This window comes from Pantoea sp. JKS000250, from assembly GCF_003201065.1.
Lineage (GTDB): Bacteria > Pseudomonadota > Gammaproteobacteria > Enterobacterales > Enterobacteriaceae > Pantoea > Pantoea vagans.
The window spans coordinates 3,167,898-3,186,328 of sequence record NZ_QICZ01000001.1 but is presented as its reverse complement, the minus strand read 5'-3'; the positions used below and the strand labels follow the sequence as shown (position 1 = coordinate 3,186,328).

The 18,431-nt window shown below is 57.6% G+C and carries 21 protein-coding genes; 6 read left to right on the top strand and 15 right to left on the bottom strand.

Annotation, left to right across the window (positions count from 1 at the left end; translation table 11 throughout):
- Positions 1 to 24: 24 nt before the first annotated feature.
- Genes BY447_RS15005 through BY447_RS14995 form a run of 3 tightly spaced genes read right to left on the bottom strand, consistent with a single transcriptional unit; the run spans position 25 to position 1,726 of the window.
- Complete coding sequence (locus BY447_RS15005; protein WP_110331444.1) at positions 25 to 681, bottom strand: DUF799 domain-containing protein; 657 nt, start codon at positions 679 to 681, stop codon at positions 25 to 27.
- Positions 678 to 1,037, bottom strand: a complete 360-nt coding sequence (locus BY447_RS15000; protein WP_013356956.1) for a DUF4810 domain-containing protein — start codon at positions 1,035 to 1,037, stop codon at positions 678 to 680. The genes BY447_RS15005 and BY447_RS15000 overlap by 4 nt, the downstream gene beginning before the upstream one ends.
- Before the next feature lie 11 nt (positions 1,038 to 1,048).
- Positions 1,049 to 1,726: a CsgG/HfaB family protein gene (locus BY447_RS14995; RefSeq protein WP_013356955.1), complete on the bottom strand. Its 678-nt coding sequence runs from the start codon at positions 1,724 to 1,726 to the stop codon at positions 1,049 to 1,051.
- A gap of 154 nt (positions 1,727 to 1,880) precedes the next feature.
- On the opposite strand from BY447_RS14995, the gene BY447_RS14990 reads away from it, so the two are divergent.
- The gene (locus BY447_RS14990) at positions 1,881 to 2,273 is read left to right on the top strand and encodes a cell envelope integrity TolA C-terminal domain-containing protein (protein WP_061061744.1); all 393 of its coding nucleotides are present in this window, start codon (positions 1,881 to 1,883) and stop codon (positions 2,271 to 2,273) included.
- Here BY447_RS14990 and BY447_RS14985 read toward each other — a convergent pair.
- Together BY447_RS14985 and BY447_RS14980 are read right to left on the bottom strand one after the other, a co-directional pair.
- On the bottom strand, positions 2,270 to 3,337 hold the full coding sequence (locus BY447_RS14985) for an AraC family transcriptional regulator (RefSeq protein WP_013356953.1): 1,068 nt from the start codon (positions 3,335 to 3,337) through the stop codon (positions 2,270 to 2,272). The genes BY447_RS14990 and BY447_RS14985 overlap by 4 nt on opposite strands.
- Before the next feature lie 154 nt (positions 3,338 to 3,491).
- Positions 3,492 to 4,496 (bottom strand): phosphotransferase enzyme family protein, encoded by a 1,005-nt coding sequence (locus BY447_RS14980; protein WP_110331443.1) that lies wholly within the window; start codon positions 4,494 to 4,496, stop codon positions 3,492 to 3,494.
- A 249-nt stretch (positions 4,497 to 4,745) separates the two neighbouring features.
- Here BY447_RS14980 and eat point away from each other — a divergent pair, with 249 nt between their 5' ends.
- Complete coding sequence (gene eat / locus BY447_RS14975) at positions 4,746 to 6,110, top strand: ethanolamine permease (RefSeq protein WP_110331442.1); 1,365 nt, start codon at positions 4,746 to 4,748, stop codon at positions 6,108 to 6,110.
- An 82-nt stretch (positions 6,111 to 6,192) separates the two neighbouring features.
- Here the strand turns inward: eat and mak are convergent, their stop codons facing one another.
- Positions 6,193 to 7,104: a fructokinase gene (gene mak / locus BY447_RS14970; RefSeq protein ID WP_013356950.1), complete on the bottom strand. Its 912-nt coding sequence runs from the start codon at positions 7,102 to 7,104 to the stop codon at positions 6,193 to 6,195.
- Between the two features lie 146 nt (positions 7,105 to 7,250).
- Between mak and rdgC the strand changes: the two genes are divergently transcribed.
- Together rdgC and BY447_RS23255 are read left to right on the top strand one after the other, a co-directional pair.
- On the top strand, positions 7,251 to 8,162 hold the full coding sequence (rdgC, locus tag BY447_RS14965) for a recombination-associated protein RdgC (RefSeq protein ID WP_033782014.1): 912 nt from the start codon (positions 7,251 to 7,253) through the stop codon (positions 8,160 to 8,162).
- A gap of 32 nt (positions 8,163 to 8,194) precedes the next feature.
- Positions 8,195 to 8,344, top strand: a complete 150-nt coding sequence (locus tag BY447_RS23255) for a hypothetical protein (protein ID WP_158280079.1) — start codon at positions 8,195 to 8,197, stop codon at positions 8,342 to 8,344.
- Between the two features lie 184 nt (positions 8,345 to 8,528).
- Here the strand turns inward: BY447_RS23255 and ppnP are convergent, their stop codons facing one another.
- The 7 genes from ppnP to aroL all read right to left on the bottom strand — a co-directional run bounded on the left by ppnP (position 8,529) and on the right by aroL (position 14,309).
- The gene (gene ppnP / locus BY447_RS14960) at positions 8,529 to 8,825 is read right to left on the bottom strand and encodes a pyrimidine/purine nucleoside phosphorylase (protein WP_013356948.1); all 297 of its coding nucleotides are present in this window, start codon (positions 8,823 to 8,825) and stop codon (positions 8,529 to 8,531) included.
- Between the two features lie 95 nt (positions 8,826 to 8,920).
- Positions 8,921 to 9,598, bottom strand: a complete 678-nt coding sequence (locus BY447_RS14955) for an AroM family protein (protein ID WP_041456664.1) — start codon at positions 9,596 to 9,598, stop codon at positions 8,921 to 8,923.
- Position 9,599: 1 nt separating this feature from the next.
- Positions 9,600 to 10,532, bottom strand: a complete 933-nt coding sequence (locus tag BY447_RS14950) for a DUF1177 domain-containing protein (RefSeq protein ID WP_110331441.1) — start codon at positions 10,530 to 10,532, stop codon at positions 9,600 to 9,602.
- A gap of 10 nt (positions 10,533 to 10,542) precedes the next feature.
- The gene (locus BY447_RS14945) at positions 10,543 to 12,102 is read right to left on the bottom strand and encodes an OPT/YSL family transporter (protein WP_013356945.1); all 1,560 of its coding nucleotides are present in this window, start codon (positions 12,100 to 12,102) and stop codon (positions 10,543 to 10,545) included.
- 287 nt (positions 12,103 to 12,389) lie between these two features.
- The gene (locus BY447_RS14940; RefSeq protein ID WP_110331440.1) at positions 12,390 to 13,142 is read right to left on the bottom strand and encodes an IclR family transcriptional regulator; all 753 of its coding nucleotides are present in this window, start codon (positions 13,140 to 13,142) and stop codon (positions 12,390 to 12,392) included.
- 339 nt (positions 13,143 to 13,481) lie between these two features.
- Positions 13,482 to 13,673: a YaiA family protein gene (locus BY447_RS14935; protein ID WP_110331439.1), complete on the bottom strand. Its 192-nt coding sequence runs from the start codon at positions 13,671 to 13,673 to the stop codon at positions 13,482 to 13,484.
- Positions 13,674 to 13,784: 111 nt separating this feature from the next.
- Complete coding sequence (aroL, locus tag BY447_RS14930; RefSeq protein WP_110331438.1) at positions 13,785 to 14,309, bottom strand: shikimate kinase AroL; 525 nt, start codon at positions 14,307 to 14,309, stop codon at positions 13,785 to 13,787.
- A gap of 315 nt (positions 14,310 to 14,624) precedes the next feature.
- On the opposite strand from aroL, the gene BY447_RS14925 reads away from it, so the two are divergent.
- Entirely contained in the window at positions 14,625 to 15,356 is a 732-nt protein-coding gene (locus tag BY447_RS14925) for a DUF2076 domain-containing protein (RefSeq protein WP_013356942.1), read from the top strand.
- 2 nt (positions 15,357 to 15,358) lie between these two features.
- Here BY447_RS14925 and BY447_RS14920 read toward each other — a convergent pair whose 3' ends face one another.
- A complete protein-coding gene (locus BY447_RS14920; RefSeq protein WP_110331437.1) occupies positions 15,359 to 15,808 on the bottom strand; it encodes a YaiI/YqxD family protein in 450 nt (149 codons plus the stop codon).
- 168 nt (positions 15,809 to 15,976) lie between these two features.
- Here BY447_RS14920 and proC point away from each other — a divergent pair, with 168 nt between their 5' ends.
- On the top strand, positions 15,977 to 16,789 hold the full coding sequence (gene proC, locus BY447_RS14915) for a pyrroline-5-carboxylate reductase (protein ID WP_013356940.1): 813 nt from the start codon (positions 15,977 to 15,979) through the stop codon (positions 16,787 to 16,789).
- Positions 16,790 to 16,842: 53 nt separating this feature from the next.
- On the opposite strand, the gene BY447_RS14910 is transcribed toward proC, so the two are convergent.
- Positions 16,843 to 18,369, bottom strand: a complete 1,527-nt coding sequence (locus BY447_RS14910) for an FAD-dependent oxidoreductase (protein WP_110331436.1) — start codon at positions 18,367 to 18,369, stop codon at positions 16,843 to 16,845.
- Positions 18,370 to 18,431: the final 62 nt, after the last annotated feature.

Sequence of the window (18,431 nt, the reverse complement as noted above, 5' to 3'; positions counted from 1 at the left end):
GCCAGAGCGCCCGTCTGAGTCTGATCAGCGGGCGCTGACGACCTTGTAGCGAGGGCCGGTGAGTAATCCACCCTGCTCGTTCTGTGACAGCAGACGATTGCTGGTCAGTCCGGCCACGGTATGCGCTTTGTCAGTGACGTTGTCGGAAATCTGCTTGATCGCCGCGCTGACCAGAATACCAATCACGCCGTTGTTGTTATTATTGCCCTGATCATTGTCGGTAGCGGTAGCGGTACCCTGCCAGATCTCTTTGCCGCTGCGTAAATCCACCAGCCGTGCTTTGGCGGTCACGGTGGTCACGCTGTCGATCACCCGATAGCTGCTGCTATAGTCGCTGATCGAGATATAGAGCGCGCTGTCGGCGTGGAAGATCTCATTCAGACGTTTCGCGCTGACCGCCTGGGCGTCGCTGGCGCTGGTCAGGCCGTTCTGCTGAAAGGTCTCTTCAACCACCGCCACCGGGAAGACGTAGTAACCGGCTTCGGCCAGCGGACGCGTCACCAGCGAGTTCAGGCTGTGAGCGGCGTTGATATCCGGCGAGGTGTTAGCGGCAGGCAGCACCAGAATCGAGGCAGGCTTGCTGGCACGAAACGCAGTGTAGTCGTACGGTTTTTTTGGCTGCGCACAGCCAGTCAGCAACAGCACCATCAGCGCGCCGCTCAGGGCAATCCATTTTTTCACTGTACCACTCCTTGTTTTTTACTCATCAGAAAATCCATGTAAGGTGCTGATTCGGGGAACAGCTGCTTCTCGGTGGCGAACTGACCAAACGCTTTATTGGTATCACCGGTTTTAGCGTAGAGCAGGCCGAGCTGCGCATGCAGGCCTGGCGGTACGGGCTGACCCGCAGCACGGGCTTTTTCCACATCCAGACTCAGCGCATCGATCTGCTTCAGCGGATCGCCGCTTTGCTGATAGTAGCTATAAATCTGTTCCTGATAGTCGCCCCAGTAGTAGATCGTTTTCGGCGCTTTTGGCGCACAGCCGGCCAGCAGCGCCGCTGCCATCAGCAGGCTGCTCAGTGTCATCATTTTCATTTACTGCTTCCTTATTTAGCCGGACGCCATGCGCCGTTGTTGATTCCATCCACTAAATGATCGACCGCTTCGCGAATCGCCAGATCCATCACTTTGCCGTTCAGCGTCGAGTCATAGCTGCTAGTGCCGCCAAAGCCGATCACTTCACGCGCCGAAAGCTGGTACTCGCCTGCACCCTGGGTGCTGTAAACCACTTCAGAGGTAGTGACATCCACCACGTTGAGATTCACTTTGGCATAGGCGATCTGGGTTTTGCCGCGGCCCAGAATGCCCCACAGCTGCTGATCGCCCACTTCTTTGCGGCCAAACTCGGTAATATCACCGGTGATGATGTAGTTCGCGCCTTTGATATTCTGCTGGCTGCGTTTGAAGTCTGACTCCTGCTGCAACTCTTTCAGATTGCTGCGATCCAGCACGCTGAAGCGATTGGTCTGCTGCAGATGGGTAATCAGAATGGTTTTCGACTGATTACCCAGCCGATCGACACCATCAGAGAAGATGCCGTTCATGTACGAGGAGCGGTTATCGAACTGACCTACCGCAATCGGGCTGCGCACGCCCTGATAAACCGGCTGGCTGGCTGCACGAACCTGCGGAGCCTGAATAGCACGGGAAGATTCGGTAGCACAGCCGCTGATTAGCGAGGTGGTTAACAAGGAGAGTGCCGCAAAGGCATATTTTTTCTGCATTTCTAATCCATGAAGTGAAAAAAGACATCATCCGCACAGGGGCGGTAAATTCTGGTTCTGCCGACAGTCGGAGGAATGCCATAGCATTCAGCAGGCCGGTCTGTAGACTGTCGGCAGCAGACCGGAAGATCTTTAGAAAAAAGTGGCTAATTTAATGAATTTAATTAATACAATAGTGAGAGTATTGCCAGGTGTGATTATTGCAATGGCACTCAGCGCCTGTCAGCAACCTGTGACAAAGCAACGGGATAGCGTGGCAAACCTGTGTGAGCCTGCGAAAGATCCGGACAGCAAATCCTGTCACTGGACTAATCAAATGCAGCCGGTACTGAATCGACAGTTTACTGATGCGGCGCGTTACGCCGGTCAGCAATGTCTGGTACGGATGGAGTGGCAACAACACAGCAGACATTATGCCGTGACGCAGACTCAGGGGGATGAGGCGCTCTGCCTGCGTGCCTGGCAGCTGGTGGCACAAACGCGCGATCTGCCCCCGCCGCCGGAGCCGGGACAACCGGCGTGGTTTGGCTTTGCGCCGCGTGGTTAGCTGGCCAGACCTTCCTGGCGCCACTGGCGCGGACTGATGCCAAACCAGCGGCGAAATGCGCGTGAGAACGCGCTGACTTCCGAGTAGCCCAGCAGCAGCGCCATCTCCGAGATCGGCAGCTGCTTCTGCTGCAGATAGTACGTCGCCATTTCGCAGCGCACCTGATCCACCAGCGCAGTAAAGCTGCTGCCCTCTTCGCGCAGCCGCCGCTGTAGTGACCAGCTCGACAGCCCGAGTTTATCCGCCACCTCTTCCAGCACCGGCTCGCCCTGCATCAGCGATAAATTAACCTGCGAACGCGCCTGCTCAATCATGCTCTGCTGAGACGTCCCGCGGTTCAGCCGCCGTATCGCATCCTGCATCACCATCAACAGGATCGGATCGCTCTCCGGCATCGCGCGCAGCAGATCGCGTTTCGGGATCACCAGCGAATTAAACGGCTGATCGAACCAGACCGGCGCATCAAACACTTTGCAGTGATCGTGCCACTGGCCGGGACGCGGATGCTCGAAATGGACTTCGCGCGGCGCCCAGTGTCTGCCCGCGACGTGCCGGATCAGATTCATAAACATCCCCAGCGTCAGCTCGGCATCCTGACGGCGCGACAGAATAGCCCCGTGGCGCACCTGATAGTCGAGCCGCCAGCACTCTCCCTTATCCACCAGCCGGGTTAAGGTGTCGTGCTGATGCCAGGGAAACGCGTTAACCACATTGTGCAGCGCCTGTTCCAGCGTGGCGGAGCACAAGCCAATGTAGCCGATCAGGCCTAATGACTGCGGTTTAAACTGCCTGCCGTAGTGCAAACCGAAGTTATCAAAACCAGAGTGGCGCGCCGCCTCTTCCAGCACCCGACAGTAGTTCACCAGCCCCAGGCTTAGCGTCGGACTGGCCAGACGTTCCGGATCGATGCCGCTGATGCCAAATATGCGATCAACATCGCCGCCCTGAGTATGAATAAACTCGCTTAAGCCGGTCGCCGCCGCTGCCAGTACGCCGTGATTGCCTGCCCCTGCCGCGGCAGAGCAGGCCGCAAACGCATCGGGCTTGATCAGTGTCGGATTCATGGTCGCCTCAGTCAGAAGTCAGGTGGATCACCCGTTCCTGAGATCAGAGCAAATTCCATACCAGGTCGCTAAGCCCCGCCTGCGGGCGGTCCGGACTGCGCGCGGACACGGCATCCGGCACTGCGGCGGCGCAGCCACGCCCGCCGCTGGTGCATCAGACACCAACCGGCAGCGCTTTACCCTCCAGATAATCGCGGCAGAGTCGGACCGAGTGACTGGCCCACTCAGGGCCGAGACTGCGCGCCATTTCGGTTTCAGCATGCGATCCTACCCAGGCGGTGAGCTGAATACGACGCTGGATCAGCAGCGCGGGCAGCATGGCCATCTCCGCATCGCTGATATGCGCCACCTGCTCATAACCGCGTATCCAGTGATCGATCCACTCTGGCGCGCGCGGGTGATGCTCAACAAAACTGATCGCGGCCGCCAGATCGTGCAGATACCAGCCGAGTCCGCAGTCATCGAAGTCGATCACCCGCGTTTCGCCTTTGTGCAGCAGCAGATTGGTCAGCCGCAGATCGGCGTGGATCAGGCCATAGCGATCCGATCCCTTACCAAACTGCGCCATCGCCGCGCCGACCTGCGCAATCGTCTGTTCGACGACGCTGTGATCGGCAACAGGCAGATTCGGCGCATCCTGCCAGCGCCCCCAGTGACTCTCAGCGCTGGTCATCGTGTGGTGATCCCAGATAATCCGCTGGAAACCCGCGGGCGGCTGCCACTGTTTGCTGTGCTGATGCAGCCGCGCGGTAATCTGGCCCAGTTGCTGAAAGGCGCGGGGATCAACGTCGGTGGTCGGCATCTCGCCGTCGATCCAGTGGAACAGCACCACGTAGCGCTCACTGCCATCCGGCAGCCGCAGCGTCAGCACCGTTTCGCCCGCGTTGTCCGGCACCGCTTCCGGTACCATAATGCCGGTTTCACGCAATGCATCGAGCCACAGCAGTTCGCTGAGGATATCTGCTTTCTGATGGTAATCGCCGCGATGCAGCCGCAGCGCATAACGCCGGCCTGCCGCTTTCACCAGGAACGTGGCGTTCTCTGAGCGGCACAGCAGGCTGAGCTGACCCTGCAGTGCGGCGGGATAGCAGGCGAGCGCCTGCTGCGCCATCAGGGTGAGTTGGGAATCAGTCAGGTTGTCATATTGTTTAGCGCTCATCATCCGGCTCCTTTTCACTTGCGTTATCTCAGCATGCGTTGCCAGAAGGTGAGCTGCTTGACCTCAGAGGAGACAAAGTTGACCGCAGCGTGCAGCTGGCCAGGTTGTTGCCTGTGAGTTGACCGTGGAGGACAGAAGTCACTGCGCCCGCGTCAAGTCGTGGTGAGTAATGCAACGGCATTATCCCCTTACTTTAGTAGTTATGGCGGTGAAACGCCGCGTGAGACCAACAACGACGGGGATAACAGTATGACAAACAGACTCAAGCCCACGCTGGGCACCCTGCATCTGTGGGGGATTGCGGTTGGCCTGGTGATCTCAGGCGAATATTTTGGCTGGAGTTACGGCTGGGCTGTGGCAGGCACGCTGGGATTTCTGGTGACCACGGCGCTGATCGCCACGCTCTACACCTGCTTTATTTTTAGCTTCACCGAGCTGACCACCGCGATCCCCCATGCGGGCGGCCCCTTTGCCTATAGCCGTCGCGCCTTTGGCGAAACCGGCGGGCTGATTGCCGGGCTGGCGACGCTGATTGAATTTGTCTTTGCACCACCGGCGATCGCCATGGCGATCGGGGCTTATCTCAATGTGCAGTATCCCGAACTGAACCCGAAAACCGCGGCGGTCGGCGCGTACCTGGTGTTTATGACGCTGAATATTCTCGGCGTAAAACTGGCAGCGATGTTCGAACTGGTTGTCACCGTGCTGGCGGTCATTGAGCTGCTGGTGTTTATGGGCGTGGTCTCGCCTGGCTTCAGCCTGGCAAACTTTGCTGCGCACGGCTGGGCGGGCAGCGACAGCTTCGGACTGCCCGCCTTCTCCGGCATTTTCGCCGCCATTCCTTTCGCCATCTGGTTTTTCCTTGCTATTGAAGGCGCCGCGATGGCGGCTGAAGAGGCGAAAGATCCCACCCGGACCATTCCACGTGCCTATATCAGCGGGATCCTGACGCTGGTGGTGCTGGCAATTGGCGTGATGCTGATGGCAGGCGGCGCAGGTGACTGGCGTAAACTTGCTGACATTAACGATCCGCTGCCGCAGGCGATGAAAATGATCGTTGGCGAACACTCTAACTGGATGCATATGCTGGTGTGGATTGGGCTGTTTGGCCTGATTGCCAGCTTCCACGGCATCATCCTCGGCTACTCACGGCAGTTTTTTGCCCTGGCCCGCGCGGGCTATCTGCCCCCTTCGCTGGCAAAACTGTCGCGTTTCCAGACTCCGCATCGCGCAATTATTCTCGGCGGCGTGCTGGGCATCGCGGCGATTTACAGCGATGGCGTGATTAATCTGCAGGGGATGACGCTGACGGCAGCGATGATCACCATGGCGGTGTTTGGCGCGATTGTGATGTACATCATGAGCATGCTGAGCCTGTTTAAACTGCGCCGCAGCGCGCCGGAGATGGTGCGCAGCTTCCGCGCGCCGGGTTATCCGATTGTGCCGGGCATCGCCCTGCTGCTGTCAGTCGTCTGCCTGCTGGCGATGTTGTGGTTTAATCCGGTGATTGGCGCGCTGTTTGTCGCCATCATGGTGGTCGGCTATCTCTACTTCCTCTCCACCAGAGCGCAGCGCGATCGGGCACCGCAGGACACGATGCTGGCTGGCGAATAACCGCGGCGCGGCAGGATGCTGCGCCAGAGGTTAACGGTTCAGCACCCGGGCTTCAGGTGCTGAACCGCGGGCAGGATCGGCATCAGCCGTTAAGCGGCCAGAGCCACGCCGCACCGCGCACGCCGCTGGAATCGCCATGCTGCGCCTTCAGCACCGGCGTTTCACACTCCCCGCCAAACACCCACTTCTTCATCAGCACCGGCACGGTCTGATAGAGACGATCCACATTGCTCATCCCGCCACCCAGCACGATCACGTCGGGATCGATCAGGTTCACCACCTGCGCCAGCGATTTTGCCAGCCGCAGCTCATAGCGACTCATCGCCAGTTCGGCGATCGGATCCTGCTGTGCCAGCAGCGAAACGATCTCTGCGCCTTTGCGATGCACGCCGCTCAGCCGCTGATAGTCGATACCAAAACCGGTGCCGGAAACAAAGGTCTCGATGCAGCCCTGCTGCCCGCAATAACAGGGCACTTCCTGGCGGTAGCGCAGCTCATCTTCATCCATCCACGGCAGCGGATTGTGGCCCCACTCGCCAGCATTGCCGTTGCCACCGATGCGAGACTCCCCGTTGATCGCCACTCCCGCGCCCGACCCGGTGCCGATGATCACGGCAAACACCAGCGACTGTCCGGCTCCCGCCCCATCAACCGCTTCCGACACGGCCAGGCAGTTAGCATCGTTGGCGATGCGCACTTCCCGGTTCAGCGCCTGAGCCAGATCTTTATCCAGCGGCTGGCCGTTGAGCCAGGTGGAGTTGGCATTTTTCACCCGCTTACTGAAGGGCGAAAGCGAGCCAGGGATCCCAAGGCCGACCGTACCGGTCTCGCCGGTTTTCTGCTCGGCCAGTGTGACCAGATCGACAATCGCCTGCACCGTGGCCTGATAGTCGTCACGCGGGGTATTCACCCGATGGCGGAACAGCTCCTGTCCCTTATCCGACAATGCAATCACTTCTGTCTTGGTGCCACCCAGATCTATGCCTATGCGCAAGGTTACGTCCTCGTTATTCGTTCAGGTGAGAGATACAGTAGAAGGCGGCTGCCTTAAAGGCAATGAAACCACTCCGATGTTTCGCTATCATGCGCGCTGACTCTCGCAGACTTGTGCGCCCGATCGCGCCCCGGTAAGGAATCCCGATGTTGTGGTTTAAAAATATGATGGTTTATCGTCTGAATCGTGACATTCCGTTGTCCGCAGATGAGATGGAAAAACAGCTCGACGCCTTCACGTTTTCACCGTGTGGCAGTCAGGATATGAGCAAGACCGGCTGGGTCCCGCCGATGGGTAACCGCAGCGATGCGCTGACCCACGAGAACAAAGGCCAGATTGTGATTTGCGCCCGCAAAGAGGAGAAAATCCTGCCGTCGCCGGTCGTGAAACAGGCGCTGGAAGCGAAAATCGACAAGCTGGAATCTGAGCAGAGCCGCAAGCTCAAAAAGACCGAAAAAGATTCGCTGAAAGATGAAGTGCTGCACAGCCTGCTGCCGCGCGCCTTCAGCCGTTTCAGCCAGACTTATCTGTGGATCGATACGGTCAATAACCTGATTATGGTTGACTGTGCCAGCGCGAAAAAAGCGGAAGATACTCTGGCGCTGCTGCGCAAAAGTCTGGGTTCATTGCCGGTGGTGCCGCTGACGCTGGAAAACCCGATCGAGCTGACGCTGACCCAATGGGTGCGTTCGGGCGACCTGCCAGCCGGGTTTGCGCTGATGGATGAAGCGGAGCTGAAAGCGCTGCTGGAAGATGGCGGCGTGATCCGTTGCAAGAAACAGGATCTGGTATGTGACGAGATCGCCAACCATATCGAAGCCGGTAAGGTAGTGACCAAACTGGCACTCGACTGGCAGGAGCGCATTCAGTTCGTGCTGGCGGATGACGGTTCGGTAAAACGTCTGAAGTTCAGCGACACGCTGCGCGACCAGAACGACGATATCGATCGCGAAGATTTTGCCCAGCGCTTTGATGCAGACTTTATTCTGATGACCAGCGAACTGGCGGCACTGACCAGCAATCTGGTGGAAGCGTTAGGCGGCGAAGCCCAGCGTTAATTCAACAGGCAGGGTTGCCAGAAAAACGTTTTATGCCAAAAAAATGGTCGCTTAGCGGCCATTTAAGCACCTATGCCAACAAGGTCGATCTGACAGCAGCGGAAAAGCATAAAGCGCTGGGAACAGGGTCAGAAAAGGAAAGCGTCCCGCGCCTGGGACAAAAACGCCGGGAGCGTTTTTGAACAACGCAACGCGTTGGCCCGGCAACGGGCGCACCTCAGGGATGAGGTGCGTAATCGCGCGGGCCGAGCGGCCAGGGATTGGCTTTAGCGTCTTTCCGATCTGACCCTGTTCCCTGAGCTGGGGCATGATCCCACCACGGTTCGGGTCAGAATTTGTCAAAAAAGGCCGCTTAGCGGCCCTTTTTTAATCTTTATCTTTCAGGTAACGGCAGAGATAGGAACTTGGCTCGCCAACCTGCAGATGAAATTCGCTGTGGCCCGGCACGTTAAACACCGAACCCGCTTCAAACCATTTCCACTCGGTCTCACCTGGCAGCAGCACCTTAAGCGAGCCGCTGACCACGGTCATCTCTTCCGGCTGGCCGGTACCAAATGTGTATTCACCTTCAGCCATCACGCCCACGCTGGCACGGCCGGTGCTCGCACTGTCAAAACCGATAGATTTAACTTTTCCGTCAAAATACTCACTTACGTTGAGCATAATAGTTCTCCAGAGCACATGTTGTGTGTCAGGCAGTGTAGAAGGGAACCCGCTGATCTGTCACGCGAAATGATGGCGGTTTGTGATCGCCTGCGTCAGGGCAGCAGCTCCGCCGCCAGTCGGGCTACCAGCTGATTAGAGAGCAGAACCGGCACGTCCAGCCGCTGCTGTAACCATGCCCGATGCTGCTGGTGATATCCCATGCAGTCAAGCACCACCAGCTCTGCGCCCTGCGCTTTCAGGCGGTTTGCGGCATCGGCGAAGGTTGCCTCATCGCCCTGATAGGGGCTGGCGACCGCAAAACAGGGCTGCGCGGGCAGTGGCTGCCACTTGCCGGCCTGTTCAACAATCTGCTCCTCAACCGGCACCACAATCCCGACCCGCTGCTGCTGCACCATGGCGCGGATAAGCGGAGGAATGATGCGATCCGGCTCCAGCAGCAGCGCACGCTGGGTAACGAGCTGGCTGAATTCACCGGTGCATAGCAACAGAATGGTGTCATACCCCATCTGCTCCAGCGCGCTGATTTTACGCTGTAATCCCTGCTCCACCTTCGACGCCGACAGCCGCACCTGTTCGCCACTCTGTAACCGAGACACCAGAACCCTGTCGCCTGCGGCTGGCGTGAAGTGGTCGGCAATCTCAGTAGCGTCCAGTCCATCCAGCAGACCGGCATGATCGGTCACCGCATCCGGCAGATGCTGACGCAGCAACGGCAGAATATCGCTGCGTGGTGACTGCCCGATTGTCAGGGTCGCTAGTGATTTCGCCATCTTAGTGGTTCCGGTGGCGCAGGTGCGCCAGGCTGCCATAGAGCGTAATCAGCCGCGCATACTCTTCAGCGTCATAGAAGTGACAGGTTCCACGACCAAACGCCTTCGCCACCTCAATGGCAAACTTCGCCGCTGCCGCAATGTCCACCTCATGACTGGCCCCGGTTCCGCAGCCCGGCACCACCGACTCGGCAGTGATCGCCACACCGACCACCGGCACATCGGTGGCGGTCGAGGGTTGCAGGATGCTGTTGAGGTGATAAACACCGTTGCCGTAAGGGGTAATATCCTGCGTAGTGATAGGAAAGGTCACCGCCGGACGGCCGCTGGTCATCTCCATAATGCGCAGCAGATCTTCCGAAACCCGCAGGATATAGCCCTCTTTCACCGTCGGCGACAGGGCAAAGCCTTTGTGATTGATAATGCGGTTACCTTTGGTGGTATCGATCGACAGAATCGCATCCACGCCCGCCACCACTTCATTATCATTCATGGTGACATCATCAATCGGCGAATCCATAAAATCGACCGGCTGATGCGGCCGTGTCGGTGCATCGGGACAGATATGAGTAGTGATGATTACGTCGCCGGCGAGCCTGTCGCCTTTGCTCTGCATCTGCGCCAGTTTAAGCGCACTGGCGATCGCCGCTATTGCGCCATCCGCATCGGATACCATGCCGATACGCCCAGGACGGGCACCAATGCCACCCAGGCGACCGATGATGCCCAGCGTCGGTGCAGACCCGCCGCCTGATTTACCCTCCGTACCCGGGATATCAATGCGCACAAAATCAGTACGACCTTTGGGGCCGGTGACGCGGGTAAAGCGGGCCATAACGAGAGGATAAGAGGTAAACAGATCCACGACCTGCTGCCCGTCAATGTGGGCACTATCCAGTAACTCAAAAACCGCCAGGGTCTGCTGCAAGCTCATGCTTTATCCTTTATTTTTTGCTGCTGCTGGCAAACAGCGAATGAAAGAAGCTATAGAGAGCATCACCGGCAATGAAGCCTGCCGCCATGACCTCCATGGGCGACCGGCCGCGTTCGCCCCAGATGCGAATGATCACAATGCGTAAGGCGATCCCCACCACCACCGCCCAGCCCGCCATCGCGTTATTAATTAATAAACCGGTGGCGAGCAGCACGCCCAGCTGGCGTTTCGGCCCGCCGATCAGCTGGATAAGGGCACCCGGAATAGCCCACATCAGCAGGTTTCCGGCGATACCGGGTTCAGCACCCGCCTGAATTGTTTTGGCATACACCCGCGCCACCGGCGGCAGCAGATTGTCTGTAAAGAAAAGAGTATGCGCGTACCAGACAAGGGGAATCGACACCACAAAGGCGATCATGGCCGCGATCAGCTGAATACGACGTCCCCACAACTCCTGCTGCAGATCCGCCCCGTTACCGCGCAGGATAAAGCCCGCCTTCAGGTCGTAACCCATGTCAGCAAACGCCGGGCCGGTAGCGGCTGTAAAGCCGCACAGCAGGCAGAGCGCCAGCGGTGGAAAGCCGATCAGAATGCCGATAATCAGCGTAATCAGCGCCACGGCAAAGGCCGGGAACCAGCCGGAGTGCATGGCGGCAATGCCGACTATCAGTTCATGGGCGAAAGCGGCAAACGCAGCATAGAGAACAAACAGCAGCAGCATCGCGATGCCCATCTCACTCCACAGGCCCCCCGCCAGGGCCAGCAGCGCCGAAATCACGATATACCCCACGCTGCCGAAACCCAGCGCCCGCTGCACTTCATTACCGTTGCGACTCACCGTCAGCGCATCATTTTTACGGCTGCGGATGACCATCACCACCTGAATCAGCGCCACCAGACCGGCACCGACCATGACCCCATGCGGAATATAGAGCGCATTGATATCAATACCGGCCACCGGCTGCGCGTAGGCGCGCAGCAGAAAACCGATGCCGAGCATCGATAGCGCCCAGATATTGCCAATAAACGCGGTGCCAAAAGCGGACATCGGAATCTTCAGCATGGCGCCGACAACGCCACCGGCAATGCCCGCCACTAGCAGCCACGCCTGGCGTCCGCCTTTATCCCCCGCTTTAATCGCTTCTGCTGCTGCAACGCCTGGTGGCCATGCATTACTGGCCGGAAAGACGCGGGTATCAAACAGCCGATAGAGCAGCCAGGCATCGAGCAGCATCGCGGCGCTGACGCCACAGAACAGCGGCAGCACCAGCTGAGGCTCACCCAGCGCCCAGGGCACAGCAATCGGCATCAGCAGACTGTTAGCCGCCCCGAAGGTCGCTGAAGAGATGGCGGTCTGCGCCAGGTTCTGGATTTCAATCGAACGATAACGGCGAAATGCCTGCAGCGGAATACGCGCCAGCAGCATGGCAAACAGCGCCCCGATAATGGAGGTATTAGGCGTTACGCCAATCGTCGTAATCAGCTGAATGCCAATAATGGCACCCGCGATAGAAAGAAAAATTAAAACCAGTGCCACGCCAACGTGCCTGATTGGATTTACCCGTTCCATATGTCCCCGCCAGTCCTTGTTGAGAAGAAATGAAATAACGTCCGCCTGCCTGATGTCAGGTTTACGCCGGTTTTCTGGTTCACTGCCCTGATGCGCGCCGCATAGCAACAGCCATTGCAGATGGTCGTCACCCCGGATGCTGAACCGATACAGGAGACAGGGGGAGACGAACACAGGCAACGGGGTTGCTGCGGACAACGTAGCGATCAGATTGAAAGAAAAAGGCCCGAAGGCCCTGGTTTTCCCTGGTGTGGCGAAAGTATTACGCCGATAAAATCGTGGTGAAGTTACGCGCCATATTTGTCGGTCATCTCTGTGGCCGTTGCACGTAGTGCTTCAAGGAGCGCTGGCGGGAAACCCGGTTCACTCTCCTGTGACAGAAACGACAGGCAGAGTGCCACCGTTTCGCCATGATGTTTGTTATGAACAATGACCGACAGCGAGCTGATGCCTGGCAGTGATTCATTGCGGGCCAGTGACCAGCCGTGCTGGCGGATTTCAGCCAGTCTGGCACAGAGCGCCTCGGGACTTTGCGGCGAGTTCGCCGGGCCAGCCTGCCAGTGATCATGGAAGCGCGCTATGACCTCTTCGTCACTGAGTTGCGCTAACAGCGCCCGACCGGTTGACGTCGCAGCGGCAGGCATTCGACTGCCGGGCGGTGTGACCATCTGCGTAAAGTGACGCCCATGAAACATGCGCATTACTAATACTTCCCGTCCATCGAGCTTCGACACGTATCCCATGCAGCCGGTCTTCGCAGCCAGCCGGACCATCGCCGCTGAAACGCTATCGACCAGCGGTGCCGAGAGATAATGACCGGCGGCGGCCAGCAACACGCGACCAATATGGTAACCGCGCGTGTCGGCATCCCGCTCCAGAAGCCCCTGACTTTCCATCGTGGCCAGCAGACGTGAAACGGTGCTCTTCGGCAGCGTCAGCGCCTCAGCCACCTCACTGAATGAGAAACCGACATGCCCCTGCGTCACACCTTTGTGCTGAAACAATCGGAGTACGGCAGCCGCATTTTCAAGTGTGGTCATGTAACATATTCCACTATATGGAACTAAGTTCCTCTGTTAGTTTGACGAAAGTAAAACGTGACGCTGAATCGGTCAAGCGACAATTCAACACTTATCGTTATCGGCAGCAGAGAAAATAATGTGACAGAAATGATTAGCGGGGCTTTATATGGCGACGTGAAGAGAGTGCAGAACAGACGCATGAGCAGAAAGCATACGACAGTAAATCTGCGTAAATTTCGCTTCTTTAATAATCAGGTCGCTATGAGGGCAAAAAGGCGTTGTACTGGAACAGCGTTGCGCTGAAAAAGACAGGGTTATCAGACATGACAGGCTGGCGTCCCTGCCAGCAGCAAAGCTTTACTCTTTCTCGACATCTTCGTAACGCTCTTTGGCGTCACGCGCTTCTTCTTCCGTTTCGTGCTCACTGATTAATGAATTCGGTTTGGGATGATCAGCACGCAATTCGTAGAAGGTTACTTTGTTTCCCTCAGGACCCTTTTCAACAGGCACAACTTTCGCTTCACGTGGGTAGGGTGGTCTGGTCGGCATAGTGTGTCCCTCTTGTCTGAATAACATTCCGCAGGACAGGCTGCTGCCTGTCATAGGATCAGTATAGACAATGCCATCCGAAGCGGGATCAAAGCGGGAGAAATCTGAGGGTTAGCTGGCGCGCGCCAGAGAGAGGGAAAGCAAAATCTCTTCCACTACGCACTCAGGCGATTGCATGGCATTCACCTGATGATGGGCTGCGGACTGATAGAGATGCGCGCGCTCACGCAGAACATCACTCATTTCATCGGCAATCGGACGTCCGGTCAGCGTCGGACGCTGAGCCGCTTCAGGTTCGCTTTCCAGTCGTTCTGCCAGCACTTCGGGCGACGCGCTGAGCCAGATCACCCGGCCCTGCTCCTGCATGAAACGGCAGTTCTCTTCAGCCAGAATCATCCCGCCACCGGTGGCAATCACAGTCCCGGGTGCCGTCACCGCTTTAAGCGATTCCGTTTCACGGGCGCGAAAACCTTCCCAGCCTTCTGCCGCAACAATCTCGGCCACGCTGCGCTGCGTGCTAAGTTGCAGATGATGATCGGTATCCGTAAAGGCGTAGCCCAGCGCCTGCGACAACGCTTCGCCGACCGTGGTTTTGCCGCAACCGCGAGCGCCAATCAAAAAGATGGGTAGTGACATCAGGGCCGTTCCTCCGCCTGACCGCGCGATGCGGCTGCATGGTTAGCTTAATAATGCGACGCATGATAACTGGAAATTATTATTGCCTCCACCTGTCAGGCATGATTTACGCATTTTCGTTACCTGAACAGCGATAATCTTTGTGTTTTCAACGGGAAAAGCATGCACGTTTTGTGCATCACGGCGCTAACAGGACGATAAAAAACGCGCAAAACAGCGTCCGGAATGCGCTGGCAATATTTGCTTACCGCCGCGATTTTACTTTTCTTACCAGCGCCCACATATACTGATAACCATTGCCACAGGAGAGTCATCATGCAACGCGAAGAACAACAACTGATTGAAGGGCTGTTCAGCCGTCTGAAACAGGCTGAAAGCCAGACCGCGGCACGCGATGCCGCAGCCGAACAACTGATTAACCAGCATCTTCAGGCGCAGCCGGGCGCGCCTTACTACATGGCGCAGGCGATCCTGATTCAGGAAGCGGCGCTGAAAAAACTCAATGAGAAAGTGTCAGCGCTGGAAAGCCAGGTTGCACAGTTGCAGCAGCAACAGCAGCAACAACCCGCACAGAGCAGCGGCGGCTTTCTGTCGGGACTGTTTGGCAGCGGTTCGCGCCAGCAGCAGCCCGTTCAGCAGCAGCAACAGCAACCATCGCCGTGGAACAGTGCGCCGCAACAACCGGCACAGCAGCAATATGCCCCTGCTCAGGCAGCAGCGCCACGCGGCACCGGTTTTCTTGGCGGCGCACTACAAACAGCAGTGGGCGTGGCAGGGGGTGTGGTGATGGCCGATATGCTGACCAGCATGTTCCACCATTCACAGCCGGAAGAGATTGTGAACATCATCAATGAGCCGCCGCTGCCGGAGGTGAATGATAATCTCAACACCTTTAACGGTGGCGATGACAACGCCGATGCCTTTAACGGCGGTAACGATAACGCCTTCCTCGATCAGAACTCAGGCTGGGACAGTAATTATGCTGACAACAGCGATCTGAACGATTTTGGCGGCGGTGATTTCGACGATGACGACAGCTTCGTTTAAATTCAGCGTTTCTGCTGAGTGAGCCAGCTATCCAGCTCATTCGCAAACTGCTGGCGGTCACGCGGACTCATCGTCGCGGGGCCGCCGGTCTGCACGCCGCTTGACCGCAGAGTATCCATAAAATCCCGCATCGTCAGGCGTTCACGTATTGTCGCCGATGAGTAACGTTCACCGCGTGGATTCAGCGCTGCCGCCCCCTTCTCAATCACCTCAGCCGCCAGCGGAATATCGGCGGTGATCACCAGATCGCCAGGCTGACAACGCCTGACAATCTCATTGTCCGCCACATCAAATCCGGCTGGTACCTGCAGGGTGCGCAGATAAGGCGATGGCGGCACGCGCAGAAACTGGTTTGCCACAAAAGTGACCGTGGTGGAGGTGCGATCCGCCGCACGGTAGAGCACCTCTTTGATCACATTCGGACAGGCATCGGCATCGACCCAGATAAACATCATGATTCCTTACAGTCAGAGAAGCCTGAGATCTTGCCGGGTTCTCCCTGAATGGCAAATTTTATTTGCGGCACGCTTTCCAGCCCGCATCCGGCTGACTTGTTATTCGGGCTGGCTGAAGTAAGCTAGCCCACTGAGAAAACCGAATAATGTCCTAAGGAGATGGCGATGCTGGCAAAAAAAATCGGGTTTATCGGCGGGGGAAACATGGCGAAAGCCATTATCGGCGGGCTGGTCAACAGCGGCAAAATCGCCCCGTCTGATATCTTCGTTTACGATCGCAAAGCAGAGACCAACCAGGCGATGGCAGAGCAGTATGGCATCAACGCAGCTGAGAGCGCGGATGCGCTGGCGCGTGAGGTGGACATCCTGTTCGGCGCGGTAAAACCCAATGTGATTCTGAAAGTATTAAAAGAGCTGGCCGGCAGCCTGAAAAAAGAGGCGCTGGTAGTGTCGATTGCGGCGGGCGTGACGCTGGATTCGCTGTCATCGGTGCTGGGCTACGATCGTAAAATTGTCCGGGCGATGCCGAATACGCCCTCGCTGGTCAGCGAAGGCATGACCTCGGTCACGCCCAACGTGCTGGTTGAGCAGGCGGAGATCGACGAGGTCGTCGCGATTTTTGAGAGCTTCGGCAAAGCGGCCGTGGTGGATGAATATCTGATTCACTCCGTGGTCGGCGTCAGCGGTTCTGCACCGGCCTACGTCTTTATGTTTATCGAGGCGATGGCGGATGCGGCTGTACTGGGCGGCATGCCGCGCGCCCAGGCCTATCAGTTTGCTGCACAGGCGGTAAAAGGGGCGGCGGAGATGGTGCTGACCAGCGGCAAACATCCGGCTGAACTTAAAGATATGGTCTGCTCGCCTGGCGGCACCACCATTGAAGCCGTGAAGGTGCTGGAAGAGAAAGGGATGCGCTCGGCGGTGATTGAAGCAATGCAGCAGTGCATGGCGAAGTCCGAAAAACTAAGCCGCAGCTAAGCGTTCAGGCACTGCGCAGGGCGGACCGGCTCGCGGCCCGCCTTGTGCGCAACTTAACTGATGTGCGCCTGAGCGAGCGCCACCGCGTCGGCAAGCGACATCGGTTGCTGCATCCGCTCCACCAGCTCAGCAGTCAGCGTATACATACCGCATGAGCAGATCGCCGCCAGTTGCCCCTGCTGACCATAAAACGCCATAAACTTTTTGTCCTCCAGCGAGCCGATCAGCTCGAAATTATCCCATTCTGCCGCATGGCCAACATACTCATAACGGGTGCCATACTGCGTGGTCCAGAAGAACGGCACACGATCAAAGGCAACGTTCTGATCCAGCATATTCCATGCGGCGGTCTGTCCCTGCTGATGCGCGACGCGATAGTGCTCAATGCGCAGCGGACCCTGTGCCGACGGATACGTGGCGATATCACCCGCCACCCAGATAGTGTCAGCGACCCGTAAATGCTCGTCTGACTGCAGACTGCCATCCTCTGCCAGCGGCAGATCGTGGATAAAGTCGGTAGCCGGTTTTACGCCGGTAGCAAACAGCACAACGTTCGCATCCAGCTGCCGTCCACCCTTAAGCTGTACGCCACTCACCTGCTGGTCGCCCTGTATAGCTTCAATCTCGCCCTGCACCCACTTCACGCCGTTTTGCTCATGCAGCTGGTAGAAATAGCGGCCTATCTGATCGCCAAACCGTTTTGCAAAGGGCAGCGCCTGACGGGCAATCACCGTAACGTCGATGTCACGATTACGCAGTGCCGACGCCAGCTCGGTGCCGATAAAACTGTTGCCGATAATCACGATTTTATGGCTGGCATCCACCGCCTGAAGCAGCTCATCGGTCTGCGCTTTGCTGCGCAGCAAATAAACTCCTTCAAGATCGCTGCCTGGCAAATCGGGACGGACAGGCTTTGCGCCGCTGGCGATCAGCAGTTTGTCGAAGGCAAGCGTTTCGCCATCGTCGAAGATCAGCCGTTGCTGCTGCGTATCAAGGCGACTCACGGTAGCCTGCACGCGTTCAACGTGATCCATCACATCCGCTTTCAGCAGCTGTGGCACCTCGCTGATGTCCATTTTGCCCGACGGCACAAATTTGGTCAGCGCAGTGCGGTCGTAAGGCGCGTCCGCTTCCCGCTCAACCAGAATCAGGCGGCCTTTGAAGCCGTCATGACGCAGACGCCACAGCGCTGCGCTGCCCGCAGCGCCACCACCCAGCACTACATAAACCGGTGCGTCTGCTCCGCTGCCAATGGGTGCAGCGGGAGACATCGCTTTTGGGTTTACCAGCACCCGGCCCTCTTCAATGCGCAGCGGATATTGCTTAAGATCGGCCAGCGCCAGCGGTTCACGCATTTTGCCATCGGCGATATGAAACGCGGCTTTGTGCCACGGGCAGACCAGCCGGTCGCCACAAATCGCGCCCTGCTCCAGCGGCGCGCCCGCATGCGGACATTTCGCCTGATACGCGCGTACGTTGTCCCCGTCGCGAATCAGTAACACCTCTACCTCACCCAGCGTTTTCTTAACCGGCTGTCGCTGCGGCAGATCGTTCAGGTCGGCGGTAAATTGATAGTTCACGGCATGGCTCCTTTCGCTGTTTCGGGTCTGGTGCTGCGCGGTAAAACAAAGCCTGCGCAAAT